19 protein-coding genes are annotated in these 20,759 nt (G+C 46.4%); 11 read left to right on the plus strand and 8 right to left on the minus strand.

Features of this window, described 5'->3' with window-relative positions; genetic code table 11:
* Window positions 1-51 precede the first annotated feature (51 nt).
* From RT717_RS06110 to RT717_RS06120, 3 genes are read left to right on the plus strand one after another with little or no spacing between them, the layout of a single operon-like run.
* Window positions 52-825: a glucose 1-dehydrogenase gene (locus RT717_RS06110; protein WP_317490852.1), complete on the plus strand. Its 774-nt coding sequence runs from the start codon at window positions 52-54 to the stop codon at window positions 823-825.
* Window positions 826-829: 4 nt separating this feature from the next.
* The gene (locus RT717_RS06115; RefSeq protein ID WP_317490853.1) at window positions 830-2,215 is read left to right on the plus strand and encodes an aldehyde dehydrogenase family protein; all 1,386 of its coding nucleotides are present in this window, start codon (window positions 830-832) and stop codon (window positions 2,213-2,215) included.
* Window position 2,216: 1 nt separating this feature from the next.
* Entirely contained in the window at window positions 2,217-2,903 is a 687-nt protein-coding gene (locus tag RT717_RS06120; protein WP_317490854.1) for a type 1 glutamine amidotransferase, read from the plus strand.
* 4 nt (window positions 2,904-2,907) lie between these two features.
* Here RT717_RS06120 and RT717_RS06125 read toward each other — a convergent pair whose 3' ends face one another.
* The 5 genes from RT717_RS06125 to RT717_RS06145 all read right to left on the minus strand — a co-directional run bounded on the left by RT717_RS06125 (window position 2,908) and on the right by RT717_RS06145 (window position 8,454).
* Window positions 2,908-3,780 (minus strand): AbiJ-NTD4 domain-containing protein, encoded by an 873-nt coding sequence (locus RT717_RS06125; RefSeq protein ID WP_317490855.1) that lies wholly within the window; start codon window positions 3,778-3,780, stop codon window positions 2,908-2,910.
* A gap of 34 nt (window positions 3,781-3,814) precedes the next feature.
* On the minus strand, window positions 3,815-4,483 hold the full coding sequence (locus tag RT717_RS06130; protein WP_317490856.1) for an NAD-dependent epimerase/dehydratase family protein: 669 nt from the start codon (window positions 4,481-4,483) through the stop codon (window positions 3,815-3,817).
* Window positions 4,484-4,540: 57 nt separating this feature from the next.
* Complete coding sequence (locus RT717_RS06135) at window positions 4,541-5,392, minus strand: MBL fold metallo-hydrolase (protein ID WP_317490857.1); 852 nt, start codon at window positions 5,390-5,392, stop codon at window positions 4,541-4,543.
* Between the two features lie 52 nt (window positions 5,393-5,444).
* Window positions 5,445-5,834 (minus strand): Dabb family protein, encoded by a 390-nt coding sequence (locus RT717_RS06140; protein WP_317490858.1) that lies wholly within the window; start codon window positions 5,832-5,834, stop codon window positions 5,445-5,447.
* Window positions 5,835-5,910: 76 nt separating this feature from the next.
* Complete coding sequence (locus RT717_RS06145; RefSeq protein WP_317490859.1) at window positions 5,911-8,454, minus strand: family 20 glycosylhydrolase; 2,544 nt, start codon at window positions 8,452-8,454, stop codon at window positions 5,911-5,913.
* 188 nt (window positions 8,455-8,642) lie between these two features.
* Between RT717_RS06145 and RT717_RS06150 the strand changes: the two genes are divergently transcribed.
* From RT717_RS06150 to RT717_RS06180, 7 genes are all read left to right on the plus strand, one after another.
* Window positions 8,643-9,221, plus strand: a complete 579-nt coding sequence (locus RT717_RS06150) for a TetR/AcrR family transcriptional regulator (protein ID WP_317490860.1) — start codon at window positions 8,643-8,645, stop codon at window positions 9,219-9,221.
* A 9-nt stretch (window positions 9,222-9,230) separates the two neighbouring features.
* Complete coding sequence (locus tag RT717_RS06155) at window positions 9,231-9,977, plus strand: outer membrane lipoprotein-sorting protein (protein ID WP_317490861.1); 747 nt, start codon at window positions 9,231-9,233, stop codon at window positions 9,975-9,977.
* A 10-nt stretch (window positions 9,978-9,987) separates the two neighbouring features.
* Window positions 9,988-11,202 (plus strand): ABC transporter permease, encoded by a 1,215-nt coding sequence (locus RT717_RS06160; RefSeq protein WP_317490862.1) that lies wholly within the window; start codon window positions 9,988-9,990, stop codon window positions 11,200-11,202.
* A gap of 16 nt (window positions 11,203-11,218) precedes the next feature.
* Window positions 11,219-12,430 (plus strand): ABC transporter permease, encoded by a 1,212-nt coding sequence (locus tag RT717_RS06165; RefSeq protein ID WP_317490863.1) that lies wholly within the window; start codon window positions 11,219-11,221, stop codon window positions 12,428-12,430.
* A gap of 19 nt (window positions 12,431-12,449) precedes the next feature.
* On the plus strand, window positions 12,450-13,133 hold the full coding sequence (locus RT717_RS06170) for an ABC transporter ATP-binding protein (RefSeq protein WP_317490864.1): 684 nt from the start codon (window positions 12,450-12,452) through the stop codon (window positions 13,131-13,133).
* The gene (locus RT717_RS06175) at window positions 13,120-14,274 is read left to right on the plus strand and encodes a hypothetical protein (protein ID WP_317490865.1); all 1,155 of its coding nucleotides are present in this window, start codon (window positions 13,120-13,122) and stop codon (window positions 14,272-14,274) included. Before RT717_RS06170 ends, RT717_RS06175 begins: the two co-directional genes overlap by 14 nt.
* Before the next feature lie 200 nt (window positions 14,275-14,474).
* Window positions 14,475-15,812 carry a YihY/virulence factor BrkB family protein gene (locus tag RT717_RS06180; RefSeq protein WP_317490866.1) on the plus strand — a complete coding sequence of 446 codons (1,338 nt, stop codon included), beginning with the start codon at window positions 14,475-14,477 and terminating at the stop codon, window positions 15,810-15,812.
* On the opposite strand, the gene RT717_RS06185 is transcribed toward RT717_RS06180, so the two are convergent.
* The 3 genes from RT717_RS06185 to RT717_RS06195 form a co-directional block, all read right to left on the minus strand.
* Entirely contained in the window at window positions 15,803-16,846 is a 1,044-nt protein-coding gene (locus tag RT717_RS06185; RefSeq protein ID WP_317490867.1) for a hypothetical protein, read from the minus strand. The genes RT717_RS06180 and RT717_RS06185 overlap by 10 nt on opposite strands.
* Window positions 16,847-16,868: 22 nt before the next feature.
* A complete protein-coding gene (locus RT717_RS06190) occupies window positions 16,869-17,375 on the minus strand; it encodes a PaaI family thioesterase (RefSeq protein WP_317490868.1) in 507 nt (168 codons plus the stop codon).
* An 80-nt stretch (window positions 17,376-17,455) separates the two neighbouring features.
* Complete coding sequence (locus RT717_RS06195) at window positions 17,456-19,279, minus strand: sodium/sugar symporter (RefSeq protein WP_317490869.1); 1,824 nt, start codon at window positions 19,277-19,279, stop codon at window positions 17,456-17,458.
* A 605-nt stretch (window positions 19,280-19,884) separates the two neighbouring features.
* On the opposite strand from RT717_RS06195, the gene RT717_RS06200 reads away from it, so the two are divergent.
* Window positions 19,885-20,478 carry a hypothetical protein gene (locus RT717_RS06200; protein WP_317490870.1) on the plus strand — a complete coding sequence of 198 codons (594 nt, stop codon included), beginning with the start codon at window positions 19,885-19,887 and terminating at the stop codon, window positions 20,476-20,478.
* Window positions 20,479-20,759 lie beyond the last annotated feature (281 nt).

Genomic DNA, 20,759 nt, shown 5'->3' on the forward strand with positions numbered 1-20,759 from the left:
GCCACCAGCTCGGGCAGTGGGCACCAATCTAAAATTTACCATAACCAATACATGAGACTAAAAGACAAAGTAGCCCTGATTACAGGGGGTAGCAGTGGCATAGGAAAAGCCAGTGCGATGCTGTTTGCAAAAGAAGGTGCCAAAGTAGTAGTGGCCGATGTGAATGAGGCAGGTGCTACAGAGACAGTCAGGGAAATCAAGGCTGCTGGCTTTGAGGCTGCCTTTGTGAAGGCTGACGTATCCAAAGCTGCCGATTGTGAAAATATGGTAAAGTTCGCCGAAGCGACGTATGGCAAGCTGAACATCCTGTTCAACAATGCCGGTATCATGGATTCCAACGACGACAATGCCGAGTCTACCTCAGAAGAAACCTGGGATCTGACGATGAACATCAATGCTAAGGGCGTATTCCTTGGCTGTAAGTACGGCATTCCCGCATTGAAAAGAGCAGGTGGCGGAAGCATCATCAACACCGCTTCCTTCGTGGCGATACTTGGCGCCGCCACACCGCAGGTAGCCTATACCGCCAGTAAAGGCGCTGTGCTTTCGCTAACCAGAGAGCTGGCCGTTATTCACGCCAGAGAAAACATCAGGGTGAATGCATTGTGCCCCGGCCCCCTGAAAACGGAGCTGCTCATGAAGTTTTTGAATACAGAGGAGAAAAAACAACGCCGTTTAGTGCACATTCCAATGGGACGCTTTGGCGAATCTGAGGAAATGGCGAAGTCAGCGTTGTTCCTGGCATGTGATGATTCGTCTTATGTGACAGGTACAGAGTTTCTGGTAGACGGTGGTATCACAGCAGCCTATGTAACCCCACAATAAGTTTATGCAAAAAGGTTTTCAAATCATCAGCCCGGTCGATGGGTCGGTTTACGCCGAAAGGAGTTACGCTACGGATTCTGAAGTAGATGCCGCTGTAGCCAAATCCTGTTATTCGTTTCCTTCGTGGCGAAAAACAACACTGGAAAAGAGAGCTGAAATTTGCCGCAAAGCTGTGCAGTACTTTGTCGACCATGCCGACGACTGGGGCATGGAAATTACGATGCAAATGGGTAGGCCGGTGCGTTATACGCCTAACGAAATCAAAGGCGGTTTCAAAGACCGGGCAGAGTTTATGATCACCTCTGCTTTTGACGCATTGAAAGACAAAGAAGTATCGCAAAAAGAAGGCTTCAAACGCTTTATTCGGAAAGAGCCGTTGGGCACTGTACTTGTGCTGGCCCCCTGGAATTACCCTTATCTCACGTCCGTGAATGTGGTGATACCTGCGATCATGGCTGGTAACACAGTCATATTGAAGCATGCCGAGCAAACAGCCCTTTGCGCTGAGCGATATGCTGAGGCATTCAAAGCCGCCGGACTACCCGACGGCGTTTTTCAGTTTTTGCACATCAGCCACGCCCAGGTTGCCGACCTGATCCACGATTCAAGAATTGCTTACGTGGCATTCACTGGCTCCGTGGAAGGCGGTCGTGCCATTCAGGAAGCGGCTGGTGACAGGTTCATTACGGCAGGGTTGGAGCTGGGAGGAAAAGATCCAGCGTATGTGCGGGAAGATGCAGATCTCGCTTTTGCAGTAGAGAACCTGGTGGATGGGGCCTTCTTCAATTCAGGACAAAGCTGTTGCGGTATCGAGCGGATTTACGTGCACCAATCGAAATATGATGAATTCGTAAAGGCCTTTGCTGAAATGACAAAAACCTACAAGGTAGCCGACCCTCGCAAAGCTGACACTACGCTGGGACCAATGGTAAGGCCTTCCAACATGGCCAAAGCCCAGCAACAAGTGAAAGAAGCAGTGGCCAAAGGAGCCAAACTGTTGGTCAGTGCCATTGACTTTCCGGAGATGTCGGCGCCCTATTTGGCTCCGCATGTTTTGGTAGATGTCAATCACACCATGGAAATCATGTCTGAGGAAAGTTTTGCACCGATTGTAGGCATCATGCCCGTGAAAGACGATGAAGAAGCTATCCGACTGATGAACGATAGCCAGTATGGTTTGACTGCTTCCATCTGGACCAAGGACGTAGACAAAGCCCTTTCTATTGGCAACGAGGTCGAAACCGGCACCTGGTTCATGAACCGTTGCGACTACCTCGACCCTGAGTTAGCCTGGACTGGCGTGAAGAACTCTGGCAAGGGGTACACGCTGTCCTCACTAGGTTACGATGCCCTTACCCGTCCCAAGTCGTTTCACTTGAGAGTATCTTAACATGAAAGTGGCTCTGCTGGTTTGTGATCATGTGGCGGCGCAGTTTGCTGAGAAGCATGGCGACTACCCCTTCATGTTTAACCAACTGCTGCCTGAGCTCAAACTGGAACCATGGTTTGTCTGCGATGGAAGTTTTCCTGCCATCGCAGATTATGATGCCTTTGTCTGTAGCGGCTCGAAGGCTTCAGTATACGACGACATTGCCTGGATACACCAGCTAAAAGCTTTTACGAAGGAGATTTATGACAGCGGTAAGAAGTTTGTCGGGGTGTGCTTTGGCCATCAGATGATGGGAGAGGCCCTTGGGGGAAAGGTGGAGCGAGCTGATGTCGGATATTTGATCGGTGTTCATCAGTTCACCATAGCGGAAAAACCAGGGTGGATGAAAAGCGCCCCAAATGTCTTCAATATCCTCATGCTTTGTCAGGATCAGGTGGTTAAACTGCCTCCCAACTCAAAGGTATTGGCCTCATCTCCCGACTGCCCGGTTGGGATGTTCACTGTCGGAGATGCATTTCTTGGTATCCAGGGGCATCCCGAATTTAGTACGGAATATAACAGAGAAGTCTTTGAATCGAGGGTGGAAAGGATAGGAAAAGAGAAGGTTGACAGGGCGGTTGAGAGTTTGAAAGTGGAGCCGGACAGGGAGGTGTTGAAAAAGGTGATTTTAGACTTCCTAATCAATTAATAATTTAAAAAGTGATACCACTACGGCTTGCTTTTTGGATTAGATAGTTGGTAAAAGCAGAACATGATATCAGAAAGAATCTTGCATCCTCGATCTCTATAGATTCGTCGTCCATCAAGGCATGTCTGATTCCGTTTTTTCCATTTGTGAAAGCATATAGTTTTTCAAAGCCTGCCTTAAGTTCGGGGCTTATTTTTTGGTTTTGTTCAAGTTTTGATAGGGCTTTTCCTAAGGTCTGAGTTGAAGGCTCAATCATCCTTGACACAGCCTCGACCATACTGATACTTTCCTTGATTGAATTTCTACAGTCCGGCTTTGGTTTCTTCGAGATCATTTCTATCGATGCATCCAGATGATTTTCTATCAGCTTTAGTCGACTGTTGTTAGTTGACTTTTTTAAATTGATCAACTCTTCGAGCTCGTTTTCATTTATGATTGGGATAAAATTTGTTTCCAAAAGAGAGTAGCCTGAGTTGTTTTCTCTTAAAGCCTCATTTATCAAATCTTTCAAACTCTCTATGTCATAGGTATTGTCTTCACTTGCATTTCTAAGAACAAATTCAAAAAAGCTATACACTTTAAACCATTTTTGATTCTCAATGTACTTTCTAATAATAAGTTTGAAATCTTCATCCTCCTCAGGGAAGTCATCTAACGGCTTTCTGAGGTACCTAGCCCATATTAGCTGGTGAAATTTTATGTATGGCCCTGTTTTATAAGGTTCTACAGAGTCGATTTGCTTGTAGATAATTACGAAAAAGGCGTTCCACAGGTCTATTCTAAGCTGCCAGTCTATATTGTCAATTTGGAAAGGCATATTTGTTGGCTCAAAACCATTTCGCTTGTCAAATAGATAGTCCTGGGTATCGTCTTTCATTCTGAATTAATAAGAGCATTAGCTCTAAAGATAATTAATTCAAACTTATACTTTTAATATCCCTCACCTCCAGCACTTTTTTATCATAACCCTTCAATGTTACTCCCAGCATCGCTTGTCCTAAGTCAGCCAGTGTACTTACGCTGCCAGGAAAAACTGTTTTCAAGAAAGGATACATCCAGGTGATGTATTTGTAGTATTTGAGTGTGTTGTTGAGGCCGGGCGTTGGCTGCATATAACCAGGACGGAACATGTAGGCAGCCTTGAAGGGGAGCTTCAGCAGGTCGTTCTCCGTCTTGCCCTTTACCCGGGCCCACATGCTTTTGCCTTTTTCGCTGCTGTCGGTGGCTGCGCCGGAAACATAACAGAAGGTCATATCAGGATTCAACCTGGCCAGCAGTTCGGCCGCATGCAATGTAAGGTCATAGGTAAGTTTCTTGTACTCAGGCTCTTTCATACCCACCGATGATACACCCAGGCAGAAGTAGCAAGCATTGTAGCCTTTGAGCTGATCTGCAACAGGGCTAAGGTCAAAAAAGTCCTTATGAATGATCTCAGTAAGCTTGTGGTGCGTGGTGCCGCATGGTTTTCTGCCTATCACCAGCACCTTTTCCACATCAGGGTGGTTGAGGCATTCGTGCATAACCCCTTCGCCCACCATGCCGCTGGCACCGGTAACGATAGCGTTGATTTTTGTTCCCATAGAAATGATGACGTTTGACCTGCCGATTTACTTTATCTCTTATGGAAAGGTAAGCAGTTAAACTGACACCACCTCGCCATCGGCAGGCACCAGCAGCCGTTTTGTGAGGTTGTTTTCGGAGGCGTATTGGGTCACGTCAATTTTGTGCAGGAGACAGTGATTGACCGTGTCCATATGAACAGCAATGACCTTTGCTTTGCCAGACGTCTGCAGCACTTTCTCAATGTCGGGCAGGGTCATAGTGATTGGATCCCCTTTGAGAAACTGCGCTGCACCTGCGTTCACTACTATGGCAGAAGGTTTGTGCGTGACTATGGCGGTTTCCACTTCACTGCACCAGATGGTGTCTCCTGCAACGTATAGTTTTTCTTCGCCTGCACCTACAACAAAACCGGAAACTGTCCCCATTAGTTGGCCAATCTCACCTGTGCCGTGCTGCCCTCCGGTTCTGGTAATGGAAAGGCCTTTGAAAGCATAGTCGGAAGCAATTGCCACGGCATTTTCAAAGCCCAGTTCCCGTATTTTTTCAAGATCCGAAGGTTGACAGAATATAGGCTTGTTTTTAGGTATCATTGCATGGGCTTCACTGTCCCAATGATCCCTGTGGGTATGCGTGACCAATACCGCATCGCATTGGCTGACAAGTGACTTTATTTCGTCTGATGACAGTGGAAGGTCCACCATAGGGATGCGGTAGTTGTTGCCGGCGTTTTGCACTGGGGCCATGGCGTCTTTTGGCGATAGCATGGGATCTACCAGTAGGTTCACTCCACCTATCTCAATCCAGAGAGTGGCGTGCCTGATGAGGCGAACGCTCATCTTTCTTTTGCGGGCAAAAGATTGAGGGCTGCTGGTAGCCAGCAACCCTCCAATAATCAGTGAACGCTTTAAAAAGTCTTTGCGGTTCATGGGATTACATTTTCTAACCCAATAACGGAAATAAAAACCGCTGCGTTGGCCTTTACTTCTCTACCCAGAAATCGACTACTGTTACACCATCCAGGTGCGGGCCTACGATGCCACCAAATGCCTTGTGATCAGGGTGAACAAGGTAATCATCCCTGTCTTTTTCGCTGTTGAAGGTAAGGATGAAAGCATGGGTAAGCCCCTGGTTCAATCCTTCAGGGCTGTTGTTGGTGCCCCATTCGAAAGCTTTAATTTGTTTGATCTTTTTAGGGAGCGCCTCAAAGGCTTCTACCACTTTCTTCACATCTTCTGCGGAGGAAGTGTCTTTGAACTTGAATAGTACGACGTGACGAAGTGAATTTCCTTTTCCCTGAGCCATAGTGTTAGATGAAGTGAAAGCGATTGCGACAAAAGCAACGGCAAAGCAAATAAGCAGGTTTTTCATTTTGTTGGAGTTTTATTAACCAATAATAACTCAACTTCCTGAAAGATGAACGCTTTCAGGAAGTTTTATAGCGATCTTATTGAGGAGAGACGGTGGAACTCATCCCCGACCGACCCCTGATATCAAAACACTTTAGCTTTACCATGCTGCTCACGGCCACGGGCTCAGTGTATTCCGGGGAGTTGGCAGTAGGCTCTGATCCGTCGGTCGTGTAGCGAATAATCAATCCGGGATACTCGCTATTGGCCAGCAGCAGTCCACCTTCTATTTTCGCCCCTGGGCGTGGGATTCTGTAGCCTACACCGCCTTCAAGGTAGCTAAGCCTTGGCATTTCCTTCTGTCCCATTGTGTTAGCAAAACCATTCCAGGCAGCCTCTCTAGCTTTTATTCTTTGCTCCAGATTGTCAATGGTCGCCCACTTCGGGTTGCCGGCCCAGGCCCGTTCCGCCAGTCCGACCAGTTTAGGAAATACAACGTACTCCAGTAGCTCTGGAGTTTTTGCCACTTCAGTCCAAAGCTGTCCCTGTATGCCGAGGATGTTGCTTTCTCCTTCTGGCGTTAGTTTCACCATCTTCTTCATTTCGGCCTCCACGTCTATTGAGTTACCCCGACTATCCTTTTCCGAAGAGTAGAAAATATTCTGCGGCACTATTTCCCACGCCGACTGGGTATTAACGAGGCCTGCCCATGTTTGGCCAGGCTCTTCCGGGTCGTTATTATAAGCCAAATCAAAATACAGCTTGGTGGCATTAGCGATGATAGGCGTGTATCCTGCGTTGGCCAAAAGCCCTGGTAAGTTGGGGTCGGGTATCCATACGTAGGGGCGCATGCCTGAATTGGCAAAGGCCGGGTTCACCTCTTCTTTTCCATCTGCTCCTTCACGCATGGCCACTTCCTGCCAGCCGGATGTTGGCATGCCTTTTTTCTCCAATATTTTGATCAGCTCTCCGATGAAATAGGGCATCAGGTCGTGCGTTTTTGCTATTTCGGGGTGAGTCTTACGGAATTCATTGCAAATCGGAGACTTTTCCCAAACGCCCTTAGGTACTTCGTCGCCACCTATATGAATCGATTCCAGCGGCACACCAGCTTCTTTGTGCATGGCAATGATTTCGTCAAAAACCTTCTCCATAAAAGTGAGCGCCGACGGGCGGCAAACACAGATCACGTTGTCGGGGAAGTTCTGCACCGACATGTATTCTGACGCATCTTCGGGGTCGTGAAGGGCATACTGATTGGCTTCTTCAGTTTTGCCTTCTTTCATGAGGCGATTGTACCGATTCTTCATTGAAACGATCGCAGCTCTTGAATGACCAGGGATGTCAATTTCAGGAATCACCCTGATATGTCTTTTATGAGCGTGTTGCAGTATTTCTATGTAATCAGCTTTGCTGTAATAGCCGTTGCCCGGAGAGTTAGGGTCGTTGGGATCGGGGCCTGATCCGTATTCCGGGTGAAGAAACTCTTCTTCTGTAGTGGTGTGCCCTCTGCGGCTGCCTATCTCCGTCAGTTCGGGAAGGCCGGGTATCTCAAGTCTCCAGGCTTCATCTTCGCTCAGGTGCATGTGGAAATAGTTAAGCTTGTAGTAGGCCATCAGGTTGAGCAGCTTAAACACTGTTTCCTTCGATTCGAAGTTCCGAGCCATATCCAGGTGCATGCCCCGGTAGGCGTAGCGGGGAGCATCTTCAATAGTCAGTTGATCAAGTGAAATGCCCGATGCTGGAGCTTCGTAGGTAGCCACAGGCAGCAGCGCTCTTAAACTCTGGATGCCGTAGAACACACCAGCAGCATCTGCTCCGGTAATTTGAATGCCGGTTGTGTTAATAGACAACGTGTAGGACTCAGGCCCTCCGGATTTACCCAACTTGAGCTGCATCGATTGGCCTTTACCTTCTTGAATACTCACGTCGCCATCAAGCACCTCGCTCAGAGCCGACTTGAGCAATTCTGCCTCGCCGGCTAAACCAGCTTCATGATAGATCACAAGCGGTGTTTGTAATATAAACGAGCCCTTTCCTGCCATTATGCTCATGGGGGTTGGCACCACGTTGCTCAACTGAGAGGCAGAGAGCATCTTGAGCGACTGGTTTTTTTCAAAGAGATTCTTAGCCGTAGGAATCAGCGTTTTTACAACCTTCAACACTTCGGGGTTATCCATGGTGAGGGTGGCAGGTTGGTAGTTGCTGATAGTTTTGGCGTTTTCATTTCCCTGCGCAAGGTAGGGGCCTAGCGGTTGCTGTGAGTTTTTTACGATAGCACCCCCCGCCGTATACTCGAAGGTGAGCGTTTCACCCTGGCCTAGTTCAAATCCTTCCTTTGGCACCAGCTTAAAAAGCGTTCCTAATTCAAACTCGATGGCCAGCTTTGCCCCTTCCGGGAAGACGAAATCATGACTGGCGATTTGGTTGTAGTAAATGGCCCAGTCGGTACCTGAGAGTGCGGGGCCATTGTTGGTGATAGTAAACTTTGCCTTGTGCTGGTTTTCTCCGCCCGCCTGATTTTCCACCAGCTCCCAGCTGAGTTGAATATCACCTGCGTCGATCAGCTTGTTTTCCTTAGTGCCGCAGGAAAACACGATAAGTGACAATGATACAAGAGTGAATCGAAAGAAGGATCTCATAGCGAACGGGTTTGTTTGGGGCTTCAATATCGGAAAATGTGCTTTAAATTAAAATGTGTGCGGAAACATTTACTATCGAACCCTATCTTTTTGCATAGATAGTCAAAAAAACACGGAAAAACTTTCAAGTGATAAAATGAAACTATATTTTTGACTGACCGTTTAGTCAATGTAAAAGTAACTTATAAATGAGTCCAAGAACCAAGGCGCAGATAGACGAGATAAGAGAGCAGAGCAGGGAGAAGATTATTGCTGCAGCATTGGATTTGTTTGCTCACAATGGGTTTCATAGCACATCTATCGCTCAGGTTGCCGCCAAGGCTGGCATTTCGAAGGGGCTTATTTATAATTATTTCGAAAGCAAGGAAGATTTGCTTCAGGCCATTTTTACGGAGGCAATGAAAAACTCCGAGGATATTCTGACACTGGATCCGAACGCAACCGCCAAGCAACGGCTGATACGTATGGCAGAAGCATCGGCTGATTTTATGTACAATAATCAGGAGTACATGCGCCTGTTTCTGACACTGATGATGCAGCCCGACGTGGTGAAAAGTATGAAGCCGTGGTTCGATACTGTGGGCAAGGCCAAGAAGGACATGCTAATGCCCATGTTCGAGGAGATATTTCCCGGTCGGGCAGAGGTCGAGTATTTTTTCTTCGGTGCTATTATGGACGGCATTGGCTTTGGATACCTCGTACTCGGGCATGATTACCCATTTGACGATGTGAAACGAAAATTCATTGACCACATACAAAATCAATAACTGATTGCTATGAAATATTTTTTGACCACAGGATTTATTTTTTGTCTGTTCGCTTATCAGGCAAACGCCCAAACGGCTCTTGAAATCATTAAGAAGGCTGACGAGAAAATGCAAGGAGAGAATGGTTATGCCGAAATGGTGATGAAGATTGTGCGGCCCGACTGGACTCGGGAAATCACAATGAAAAGCTGGAACAAAAACCAGGATTATTCCCTGATATTGATCACAGGGCCGGCAAGAGACAAGGGCACGGCCTTTTTGAAAAGAGGCAAGGAGATGTGGAACTGGCAGCCTTCCATTGACAGGGTGATTAAAATGCCACCGTCGATGATGATGCAGTCGTGGATGGGCTCAGACTTCACTAACGACGACCTGGTGCGTCAGTCTTCTATTGTTACCGACTACACGCACAAGCTATTGGGCGACACAACGATGTTAAGCCGGAAATGTTGGAAAATGGAGCTGACCCCCAAGGAGGATGCGCCAGTAGTGTGGGGCAAAATAGAAGCTTATATCGATCAGAAAGATTATTTGCAGTTACTCATTAAATATTATGATGAAGATGAGTATTTGGTGAACACGATGGTGCTGTCCGATATCAAAGAGTTGGGAGGCAGAACGCTGCCCACGCACATGGAGATGATACCTGCGGAAAATCCAGATCAGAAAACGGTGATCGATTATGTGAGCCGGACTTTTGATACCAACCAGCCCGACGACTTTTTCTCGATCCAGAACCTAAAACGTATCAGATAACTAATCGATTATGCTGCTATTGATAGCCTGGCGTAATATCTGGCGCAATAAGCGCCGAACGCTGATTACTCTTGCTTCCATAGGATTTGCTGTCTTTTTTGCCTGCATCATGCAGAGCATGCAGTTGGGGTCCTATGAGCGAATGATTGAAAATGCCGTCCGCTTCTACACCGGCCATATCCAGGTGCATGAAAAAGGTTATTGGGACGACAAAACGCTTGACAATAGCCTGGAAGTAACGGAAAGCCTCCAGACCAAACTGTCGGGAGAGGCAGACCTGAGCGCTTACGTACCCAGAATTGAGTCTTTTGCCCTGGCGTCTCATGGAACCCTTACCAAGGGCGTTCTGGTCAATGGCATTGACCCCATAAAGGAAACAGGGCTCACCGATTTGCAGGGAAAGATTGTGGAGGGACAATACCTTTCCAACCCTGGAGATATCATGATAGGTGAAGGACTTTCCACCTACCTGAAGGCAGCACCTGGCGACACGCTTGTGCTGATTAGTCAGGGCTATCATGGGGCAAATGCAGCTGGCAAATACCGGATAGTAGGCACATTGAAGTTTCCGACACAGGAAATGAGTGCACAAGCCGCCTATATCATGCTTAGCGATGCTCAGTACTTTTTCAATATGCCGAACAGGGCTACATCCCTGGCTTTGCTGCTCGACAATTCCGAAGCAGTGCCGTTGGTGAAAGCTGACTTGACCTCTAAGCTTGACACGGCCGTGTATGAGGTGATGGACTGGAAAGAGCTGATGCCAGAGCTCGTTCAGAGCATTGAAGTTGATTACGCCAGCGGACGCATCATGTTATACGTGCTCTATGCTATCATCGCCTTTGGCATTTTCGGCACCTTTCTCATGATGACCAACGAACGGCAGTATGAATTTGGCGTCATGCTGTCAATTGGCATGAAACGCCGGCTGATGCAAGGAATGCTGCTTTTGGAAATCATTATGCTGGCGGTGCTGGGTGTGGTAATGGGAATTATTGCGGCGAGCCCCATTCTGGCCTATTTCTATCTTAACCCCATTCACGTGGGTGGCGAGATGGCTCAGGCGTACGAGAAAATAGGGATGGAACCCATTCTGCCATTTTCGCTTGCGCCGGAGGTTTTTGTCAATCAGGCCCAGGTGGTGCTAGTGATGACGATTCTCATGGCGATCTATCCTCTTTGGATTGTAGGTAAGCTTAAGGTGATCAAGGCACTTCGCAGTTAACTTAAATTGAAGAAGTATGATTTTTAATATTTCATGGAAAAATATCTGGCGCAATAAACTCCGCAGCGGAGTGGTTATCGGTGCCATGATCCTGGGGGTGTGGGCACTGCTTTTTTTGTTTGCCTTTTCCGACAGCATCACCAACAATTTGGTCGGCAATTCAATCAAGTACGACTATAGCCATATCCAGCTACACAACAAGGCCTACAAGAATGATCCGACTTTCAATAACAGCATAAATGGGCCAAACGAAGTAGAAACTGTGCTTGCTGGAATGCCGCAAGTGGCTTCGTACTCCGAAAGACTGATCGTTTCCGGCATGGTTGGTTCAGCTAATTCCACTCAGGGGGCGATGATTTACGGCATTGATCCGGAGGCTGAAGCGAGTGTCACTTACCTGGATGATCAGCTGGCCGAGGGCACTTACTTTACTGAAGTAAAACGGAACCCAATTGTGTTGAGCCAGCATATGGCAGAGAAGTTAAAGGTAAGACTGGGCTCCAAGGTGGTGCTTACTTTTCAGGACAGTCACAACAATATCACGGCTGGCTCCTTCAGGATCGAGGGCATCATCAAAGCGAAATCGCCACGAATCAATGAGGGAGTGGTATTTGTGAGAAAGGGAGACCTCGAAAAGCTAACAGACTGGGTACAACCGCAAGAAATAGGGATAGTGCTTCAGGATATTCAGGAAGTGGAACTGGTGAAGGCTGCTTTACAAACTTCGCTGCCAGCCCTCGAGGTGGCTTCGTACAAAGACCTTGCCCCCGACCTGGAGGTGATGACCCAGCAAACAAAAATTTCCAAAACGGTGCTGATGGTTATCATTATGCTGGCGCTGGTTTTCGGCATCATCAACACCATGCTCATGGCTGTGCTTGAGCGAACCAAAGAAATAGGTATGCTCATGGCCATTGGGATGAAGCGTATTCGTGTGTTCACCATGATTATGATAGAGACAATTTTGATCTCACTGGCGGGTGCGCCGCTGGGAATGCTCATGGGGTATTTGACCATTGTTTACTTTAGCTCCCATGGGTTTGATTTCTCGGCCTACGCCGCTTCTTTCGAGCAGTATGGCATCGACTCAATTATTTACCTTTCTCTGGATGCCAGCAATTATTTCATGCTCGCTTTCACTGTGGTGATTACGGCGGTGCTTGGGGCTGTTTACCCGGCCCGCAAAGCCACGAAACTGAAACCAGTAGAAGCATTAAGAAAACTTTAACATTCAATTTTTTTTAGAAATGATAGTTATCAACGCCAAAAACATCAGCAAAACATATAACCCCGACAAGGTGCCGGTTCACGCTTTGAATCACGTAGATCTTGAAATAAAGAAGGGGGAGTTTACGGCTATTGTAGGTCCGTCGGGATCAGGTAAATCTACCCTACTTAACATCATTGGAGGGCTTGATGTGCCCACCGAAGGAACCATAGAGTTGGGAGGGGAGGATATTTCGAAATTCAGCGACAATGAGCTCATTGACTTCAGGTTACAGCACATCGGCTTTGTATTCCAGGCATACAACCTCATTCCGGTGCTTACGGCTGAGGAAAATGTAGAGTTCATTATGCTGCTGCAAAAGCAGACCGAGAAGGATAGAAAAGCAAGGACTGTGGAACTCTTAACAAAAGTTGGGCTGAAAGACCAAATGAACCGCCGACCCTCCGAACTTTCAGGTGGGCAGCAGCAGCGGGTGGCGGTTGCCAGGGCCTTGGCGTCGAGGCCCGAGTTCATTCTGGCCGATGAGCCAACGGCCAATCTTGACTCACACTCTACCGCTACTTTGCTCGACATGATGGCCAATATGAATGAGAAAGAGGGTGCCACCTTCGTTTTTTCTACCCACGACCAGCGAGTGATTGACAAAGCCAGACGGGTGATCACGCTTGAAGATGGAAAAATAGTTTCGGATGAAGTTCGCTAAGTACGCAGGGCTGGTTATTCTGCTGGCAGGTGGGTTTAGCTCGCAGGCTCAGGACGAAGCTCCCAAGTTAACTCTCAAGGGCTATGTGAAAGACTTATTTACCGCTAATTTCTCCACGCCTAACGACGCCAGGTTTGACAACCTTATTCACAACAGGCTCAACCTAAAGTGGTATCCGAATGAACACCTGACCGGTGCTTTGGAGGTGCGAAATCGCTTTTTTATTGGCAATAGCCTGGGCCTAATTCCCAACTACGGCTCCTATGTGGATGTAAACAACGACTACGTGGACATGTCGGTGCTGCCAATTAATAATGACAAAGCGGTGCTGCACATGATGATTGACCGTGCGTACCTGCAATGGAACAAAAACAACCTGGAGGTGACAGTCGGCCGACAGCGCATCAACTGGGGGCAAAACCTGGTCTGGAACCCCAACGATATTTTCAATGCCTACTCCTTCTTTGATTTCGACTATGAAGAAAGGCCTGGTAGCGATGCGTTGAGAGTGCAGTATTATACTGGGGTTGCTTCCAGCGTGGAGGGAACCATCAAAGCTGCGGATTCGTGGAGCAAAGTTGTAGCTGCTGGCATCTGGCGTACGAATAAATGGAACTACGATTTTCAAGGGTTTGCCGGAAAAATGAAAGAGCATGCTGTGGTGGGAGGCGGCTGGGCTGGCAGTATTAAAAATGCCGGATTCAAGGGTGAAATGACCTGGTTCGGTGAGGCGGCCGGGCGCAAGGCTCAGTTCATTACTTCAAGCTCAATCGACTACTCTTTTGCGAATTCATTCTATGTCAATGGTTCGTTCTTATTCAATTCGAGCGGTGTAAGCGAGCCCGATCAAAGTGCTTTGGGCGCCTTTTCACTTAATAAATTGGATGTGCGGAGCCTGTCTCCTTACCGGTGGTCGGTGTTCGGCCAGGCCAGCTATCCGTTCCATCCGCTGGTCAGTGGTGGTCTTTCTGTGATGGTTTTTCCGTCAGACATGGGATGTTTCACGAGCCCTTTTGTCACCTACTCAGTGGTTCCTAACCTTGACCTCGACCTGCTCGGTCAATTTTTTCTTGGCGACATAGGAGAGGGGTATACGCTGCTAGCCAAGGTAGCCTACACCCGTGTTAAATGGAGCTTTTAACCTTGCTGTAGGGGGTTCGGAGTTGAGGGATGTTTTAATAGTGTAAAGAGTAAGAATCGACGTAAAGAAAGTCAAATCTTTTGCCCAGGTATGAATTTATATTTGGGTTCAGGTACTAAGGAGCTTCGGCTCCTTTTTTTATTTCCTTTATTGAGTATTTTTATCTTTGCTCAAAATAGCCTAACCACTAAAGTCCTTTTATGGCGTCGTTGAAAGAGAAAATTACAAATATTACTCAATTCATAGAAACTGACATCTGGCGAATTAAACTTGATTCGCTTCCGAAAGGCAGAAGGTTTTTTTACCGACAGATTAGGGTACTTGTGCTGGCAGGCAAAGGATTTATAAGAGACGAGGTTGGCGTTAAATCCTCAGCGTTGACCTATTTCACTTTGCTGTCCATTGTTCCGGTTATTGCCCTTGCATTTGGCATTAGTAAAGGATTTGGGTTCGATATTCAAAATTCTATCAGCACGTTGCTGGCTGGGCAAGAGCAAGCGACTGAGTTTGCCTTTGAAGCAGCAGAAAATATGCTGAAAAACGCCAAAGGAGGAGTGGTGGCAGGGGTAGGTTTGATTGTGCTGCTTTACACGGTTTTACGGTTGCTTAATAGCGTAGAGGAGACTTTTAACGATATTTGGGAGATCAAAAAGCAGCGTTCTTTACAACGAAAGATATCCGAGTACACAGCCATACTGCTTATTTCGCCAATCCTGGTTTTCTTTTCCAGTTCTCTCACAGTTTTAGCCAGCTCTGAGGTGCAAACTCTCACTCAGCAGATTGAGCTTTTGGATTTGTTCGCCCCTCTTATCTTGTTTCTGCTTAAATTTTTGCCTTATACACTCATTTGGCTTCTATTAATTCTTCTTTACCTGATCATGCCTAATACCGGTGTAAAGGTAAAGTCGGCTGTTATCGCCGGCGTCGTTGCAGGAACTGCCTTTCAACTGCTTCAATGGGGGTATATAGAATTTCAGGTGGGTGTTTCAAAGTACAACGACATCTATGGTGGTTTAGCCGCCCTTCCTTTGTTTCTGATATGGGCCCAGGCCAGCTGGATGATTGTGTTGTTTGGAGCTGAGCTTTCATTTGCCCACCAAAATGCGGCGAGGTATGAATTCTCTAATGAGCATTTGCAACCTAGTACCCGTCACAAGGAATTCATTGCTCTGCTTGTTGTAAGGCTATTAATTCTCAGGTTTAAAAATGGAGAGCCAGGCCTCACGGTTGGGGAAATTACAGACAGATTGCTTGTTCCTTTCAGGTTTGCCAATGTGATTGTCAGAGAGTTAGTAGAGGTGAAAATCCTTTCTGAGATTAATAATGGAGAACGGGAAGACAGCACCTACCAGCCGGCAATGGACATTGATTTAATTACTGCCTATCTGGTGATTGACCGCCTTGAAAACAGAGGTCTGAACAATATCTGTATTCTCAATGATGATGAGGCTACACTTATGTTACAGACGATTGATACAATGGAAGCTGACATGGACAAGTCAATGGTGAACAGGCCCCTTGGCGAGCTTCATTTGTAGTATTCGTATTCCAGATAAGTACAGATGTAGTTGGGGTTTTGCTCCTGATTGAACTCGATCGCATCAAGAAGCTTTTTTTTGTCATAGGTGAATTCTCCACTTTGGGTGATGTTACCTGCCGCTGCCTTCATGTAATACGAAATCAATTTTCCGCTATCATTGAAATTCTCTTCATAGACCCGGGTGGTGTCTCCCGTGGTTTCATCGATATGGAAGTCTGAAATATGGCTGGGAGTTCCGTCGCCATAGAAGGAGTTGACCTTCTCCCTGATAACGAGCCGGTCTTTGTTCAGCAGGCGAGCATGGGCAATCTTGTTGTGCTTATTGTATTCGTACTCCATCGATACCTCGTCCTCAATAATGCTTGCAGTGGAGCTTGACATGTAGATGCGATCACCAAACTCATTGTACTGGATCACTTGGGTAGCCACTTCATCGCCCGACACCACATTAAACCGTGTAAACGTTTCTTCCTGCAACACCTCGTCTTTGTACGAGTAGGTGGCCACGGTGTGGGTTCTGTCCAGATTATCTCTTTCCTCTATTTTAATAGGGAAACCGTCAGGGTTCAGCGTGACAATCTTTCGCATTTCACTTCTTACCTGTCCGCTTTCAAGGAAGTCTGTTGTGAGCGTATCATACCCTAACTTGTCGTAATACTTAGTCTGAATGACAATATTGTTTAGGTTATACAGGTTTTGATAGGTTTTGTCACCTTCCGGTCCATAGAAATAGTGGGTTCTGCTTCTTAGCTCACCTGAATATTCATAGGCCGCCTGTTTCAGCAGCCTTCCTTCTTCGTCAAACTCCCTTTCTTCCAGCACCGTGCTGCGACTTCTGGGCTCTGTAGACTCACAGTCGTAAAGGTAGGTGGTGATTTTTCGAATATCCAGCGAGGCTATTTCCCTTTGATATTTCAGAACCTCCTTTTTCTCAGGAGAAAGCCTTGGATCAATCGCCTCATCACCCTGTGTGGAGAGCCCACTACAGGAGAATAAAAGTGGAAAGAGAACAAGCGGGAAAGAATGGCGCATTATGCTGGCTAACCTCATAAAATTACTTAGAACGTTGTTTAAAAGACCAGGTAAAGTGAAACACAGAAACGATTGTGCCGTCCGGCAAAGTGCCGGTGGTTTTGGCAGTCACAGTTTGAGGCTGCCCCGTGCTTATGGCTAGCTCAACTGCTTCAAATATTCTCTGACCATCCTCACAGGTGAAGGTGGTTTTTCCAGTCGCTCTTTTTGGGAATTCTGCTTTCAAATCAACAATTATGGTGGCCACACTCGGGCTCCTGTCCGTTATCGCCAAAAGGGCAATGGACGCTGTGGAAAGCTCTGCAGCCATGCTTTGAACAGCAAAATATATAGATTTGAAAGGGTTTTTGTTAAGCCATTTGAAAGGGATAGTAGTAACCGCCCTTTCTTTGCTCAGTTCCTTTAGTCTCATTCCGGCCATCCACCCTGCAGGGACGTTGCCAAATGTGTAGACCCAGAAAAGAAATGGGTTCAGCATCTTCTGTCTGAACTTTTCCTGTTTCTCCGTAAGTGTGCTTGTGCTGCCCATGTTGCCTGCCTTTGAATGCAACCCAAATTAACAAAAAAGGCCCGGATATTTCCGAGCCTTCAGGTCTTATTGAGTGGGCACTACCACCATATAATGTAGATGAGAGTCACCAGCACAACGATGATGAGCGCCATGGTATTAAACTGTTTCGACGATCGATAAACCTTTTTAGATATATCAATGGCTTTTTTGTCGTAGTCTATTCCTTGAGACAGGAACAGTGCAACAGCCACAAACATCAGGCTCATCAGGTGAATAAGCGTTTTTCCGATATGAGTATCCATGCTCAGGATCGTTCCATCAAACATTTCGTGGTTTCCACCCTCCATAATGATAAAAAGGAAAAGGCAGCCAACAATGATGAGGAAATTCTGATTTCTCCATTTGAAGTCCGCTTTGTCGATCCACGAGATGATGATCATTGCAAAGCAAAGGACAATGAACACAAAACCCATGCGGTCAATAAATGGCACTTCGGGTACGAAGAAATAGAAAAAGGCATTGATAGGTATTGAAAGCACAGCGACCCACAGAGCTGCGTTGGAAGTTGACTTGCTCCAGAACATTCCAAATAGGAAGATGACAGTGACGGCGGGGGTCACAAAGCCCGAAAACTCCTGGATATACTGAAACATCTGATCGAAGCCTTCCAGTGCGGGCGTTACAAGGCACGCAATTGCCAAAGCAACGAAGCTGGTAATACGACCGATTTTCACAAGGTTGGTTTCAGTAGAATTCTTATTGATGAACTTATGGTAAATGTCCATCGTGAAAATCGTCGCCGTTGAGTTCATCATAGAAGCCAACGATGAAATAATGGCACCAATTAAAGCGGCAAATGTTACTCCCTTCAGTCCGGCTGGCACGAGAGACAACATAGCCGGATAAGACTTGTCAGGCTTCATGAGCCCGTCGCTCATCATAGCATTAATGATGTTGGCGTCTCCTGTTTTATCTACAAGGTAAAATGCTGCAACACCCGGGATCACCACAAAGATGGGCATGATCACTTTCAGGAAGGCTGCGAATGCCACGCCTTTACGTGCTTCAGTAAGGTTCTTGGCTGCAAGGGCTCTTTGGGTAATATACTGGTTGCATCCCCAATAGGCCAGGTTAGCAATCCACATGCCTCCGATAAGTACCGAAATTCCGGGCAAATCCATATAGGACGACTTGGATTCACCATTGATCATATAAGTGGAGTCCACATCAAAAACCATATCAAACTTACCAGGTACTTCCCTGATGAGGGTGAGGAAGCCACTAAAAGCACCTTCGCCGCCACTTACTAAATTAAGGGCGACTCCTGATACGAGAATACCACCGATGACAAGGAATATCACCTGAATAATGTCGGTGTAGGCTACGGCTTTTAATCCCCCGTAAATAGAATAAAGGAGAGCAAATGTGCCAAGACCCAGTATGCCATACAGGAATGGAATGCCAATAACAGTATTAAGTGCAAGCGCCCCCAGGAACATCACCGTTGTTAGGTTGACAAAAACATAGAGAAGGAGCCAGAATACAGCCAAACTAGTTCTTACCCTGCCATCATATCTCAGCAAAAGAAACTGAGGCATAGTGAAAATCTTCTTATTTAAATAGATGGGCAAAAGGTATTTGGCCACCAGCAGCAGCGTTACTGCAGCCATTAATTCATAGGCTGCAATGGCCATTCCTATGGCAAACCCCGATCCGGACATACCAATGATTTGCTCTGCCGAAATGTTGGAGGCGATTAAAGAAGCGCCTATTGCATACCAGGGAAGTGATTTTCCTGCCAGGAAATAGTCGGTTGAATCTTGCTCAACGCCTTCCTTTTTTCTGGAGACCCACCAGGCAATGCCTATGATGATAAGAGCATAAATACAAAATACAACAATGTCAATTGACGAAAAGCTCATAACAGCAATGTGGTTTAAGTGGCTGGATTTTCACTAATTGGGCAGCATAATACGCATTTGCGGGCTTATCACAAAGCAACTTTAGTTTAAATAGGCGTTGGGAATGGACTGAAGCAGGATGGAAGACAACTTAGAATTATACAAGTTATTGATGTTAAGCCCGAAACACTGCAACTCACTTCAGGCGTCTTGAGCACTGTGAAAGCCAATTGTTGTATTGGGTTTCATGCGCCCCTTTGCTTCAGCTTGGGTAAAACACAGCCAAAAGTTCACCAAGGGTGTCCGTTTGTGACCACAAGTGTGTACGGATTTGAAAAAGGTTTACAATCGACATGAACGGGGTATTTCTTTTTTAAGTGGTGGAGAGGGTTTTTTTACTTCTTTTTTGTAACCCTGAGCATGGCGGTCTGCCGTCAGTGCTGGCGGCCCTAAGGTACTTTTCTTGAAAATACATCAACAAATCAGCTGTTTTATTAACAAAAAGCTAATACAACTACCTCCTGTGCTCTTCCGGAAGTTTTATTTTCAAAATTTCTTTCGGCTTTTCTCAGAACTTGGCCGAAACCTTGCCCGTACAACATCACAAGGTTTAAAACTCGATTATTATGAAAAAAGTTATGTCAACAGCAGCAATGCTGGTAATGGTTACCAGTATGGCTTTAGCTTCCAAAAATACCAATGAAGCTACTAAATCATCACAAGTAAAAATCACTCAAAGCACGGCGATGGGTATTTATAATCTGCGTTTCGACGCCGACAGCCCAGGCCAGGTAACAATCAAAATCGCCAACGAAAAAGGCAATACCCTGATGAAGGAAAAGATTGCTTACACTACTTCATTTGAGCGCCCCTACAACTTGCAGGATTTGCCCGACGGAACTTACCGTATGACGGTTGAGCGGGACGGCAAGGTGATTGAAGAAACTATTCAGCATGTGAAGGACAGGTCGGCAGTAAGGGCAATTTACGCCGTAGATGTTGAGGAGATATCAAGCGGCAAATATCAGTTGGTGGTGAAGAAGACAGGTCATCAGGCTGTAAAAGTTAAGATTGCTGACAAGAATGGGGTCATCTTCTTTAATGGCGCCATTGACGAGATGGGTAGCTTCAGTAAAACATTCGACCTAAGCAACATAGTTGCCAGCGACGTGAAGATGGAAGTTACGATGGGAGACAAAACAATTGTAAGGAGTTTATAATATTTTTCTTGATACTGGTGAAAGCCAGCTTACTTTAGCCACTCAAAAGCAAAGAATTTTTTTAACTGAAGATATTGCCGGAGGCGAAGGCCTCCGGTTTTTTTATGTTAAAGACTTAAGAATGGTGGGCCGGTCACATATTTTCAGACTAACAGAATGCCGGACTTACCTGTTTCAGTGATAAGTCCTATGTAATTTTTAACTCCGTTTTTGACAAAACACATACAAAACGGAATTTTATCCCTGGGCAATTTTTTTTAAAATCGTGAAGCATGGCCGTA

Source organism: Imperialibacter roseus (genome assembly GCF_032999765.1).
In the GTDB taxonomy this organism is placed as follows: Bacteria; Bacteroidota; Bacteroidia; order Cytophagales; family Cyclobacteriaceae; genus Imperialibacter; species Imperialibacter roseus.